Origin of the sequence: Flavobacterium sp. NRK1 (assembly GCF_024054175.1) — a bacterium.
Taxonomy (GTDB): domain Bacteria; phylum Bacteroidota; class Bacteroidia; order Flavobacteriales; family Flavobacteriaceae; genus Flavobacterium.
The window spans coordinates 1-2,099 of record NZ_JAMXLA010000006.1; the positions used below are offsets into that span (position 1 = coordinate 1).

Below are 2,099 nucleotides of genomic sequence, written 5' to 3' on the forward strand. Positions count from 1 at the left end.
TTTTATATCTAGTGTTACATCGGTAAAGGTGGCATTATCTCCTCCTGTTACTGTAAGGTCTGTAGAGGTAATGTCACCATCAAAAGATGCAGCATCTACTTCTAAAGAACCATTGGTAGTATTCTGTTTTAATCCTGTACCCGCAACACTCGAATCGATCTTGGCAGCTGTTACTGCGTCGTCTGCAAGTTTTACGGCTGTTACTGCTGCATCTTCTATCTTAACTGTAGTTACTGCTGCATCTTTGACATCAGAAGTCTCTACTGCGCCTGCGGCTATGTTTTCGGTCTGAACCGCATTGTCCGCAAGCTTGGCATTGGTTACTGCATCAGCTCCTATCTTGGCTGTTGTTACTGCTCCGTCTGCAAGCTTTACTTCTGTAATTCCGCCATCTTTTACTCTTAAGCTAGTTGGTACAAGAACTGCTCCTGTACCTCCTGTTACCACTTCTATAGATTCAACTGTATCAGCAGCAGCTGTAAGATTATCTCCCACTACACCTGCAGCAGGAAATGGTCCATAAGCAACGGTTCCGTCATTTTGTGCAATTGGTATACGTATAGTTGCTGTACCGGTAATTTCCGGAGCTTTCATTTTATCCTCAGTAACAGCTTCAGAAGCTATTTTATCTGTAGTAATGGCTCCATCTTTAATGTCAAGAGTTACATTTTTAAAAGTAGCATCAGTACCTCCTGTTACAGTAAGATCTGTAGAAGATATTGTTCCTTTTGTTATATCTTCTATATTAGTAATACGTATCCATCTGTCAACACTCCAGTAGTAAAAACCAGGTTTTACTTCGTATGGGTCTGCTCCAGCGGTGGCTTCATTGTAAACCAATAATGCTTCTGCAGGTGCTGTAACCGGTGTAGCAACATTTGTTGCTGTTAAAGCCACCCTGGGAACCAAAACACCACGTTTAGCAGATACCATATCTATAACTGATGAAGGATCTGGATTATTAGTACCGAAGCCTTGCTGAGCATTTGCAGCCACACTAGCAAATAATGTTACTAAAACTGCCGATAAAATATATTTATTTTTCATTGTTAACTTTTTAATTAGTAGCAAAAACTCATTAAATACGGCTGATTATGAACCAACCTGTTCCACTATACTGTAGCACCCATCCCTGGTATGGTAACGCTCCCGAAATACTGGATAAACCTTCAATAGTTTTTCCATTACCACTAATAGTTACTTTGTTATCTGATGTATCTATCTTTTTTATATAATATTTTTTACCTGTAATTGGCTCATCCGGCAACGTTACCGTCACATCCGCTGTAACAGCATCTGCAAGTATTGTTTCATCAGCGAGAACTGCTAAATAATCTGTCGTTTCAGTACGTATCCCCGGCATAGAAGATACTGTTTTAAGCACACCGTTAGAATCTGCTACAACTACTTTATCTGTTACACTACCTGCAACTCCATTAATATCGCGTATCTTAACATTTCCATCTTTTACATCCAATTTCTCAGATACCGCTGCACTCGAGAAATCTCCAATTCCTATACTTCCTGTCTGGTAAATATTACTTCCATTTGAAGTAGCTTTATCTGTCGAATTCTCCTTATTCCAAGGTTCAATTGCAAGTTCTGTTTTATCTATCCATGTTACAGTTCCATCATCTGCAGTAGTAAGTACTTTATTATCTCCTGTAGAAGCAATATCTTCTGTTGCTATTGTTCCATTCAGAATTTTATCGGTAGTTACCGAACCGTCCTTGATATTTTCTGTCTCAACCGCATTATCCGCAAGCTTTTCATTGGTTACTGCATCAGCATCAAGTTTAGCTGTAGTTACAGCTCCCGCTTTAATTTCTAAAGTTACATCTTCAAATGTTGAATTAGTTCCGCCGTTTACTTCAAGATCTGTAGAAGTTATACTACCATCTCCTGTTATTGCACTAACATCAACCTTAAGTGCACCATTGGCATCCTGGGTAAGGCCTGCACCTGCAACGCTTGAATCGATCTTAGATGCTGTTACTGAACCGTCTTTTATATTCTCTGTCTGAACTGCATTGTCCGCAAGCTTTTCATTGGTTACTGCATCAGCATCAAGTTTAGCTGTAGTTACAGCTGCATCCTTG

Annotated in this window: 2 pseudogenes; both read right to left on the reverse strand. The window is 39.7% G+C overall.

The annotated features are described in order from the left end of the window. Positions 1-1,047: pseudogene (locus NHE85_RS16620) on the reverse strand (hypothetical protein); the annotation flags it as partial. A gap of 31 nt (positions 1,048-1,078) precedes the next feature. After that, positions 1,079-2,099: pseudogene (locus NHE85_RS16625) on the reverse strand (hypothetical protein); the annotation flags it as partial.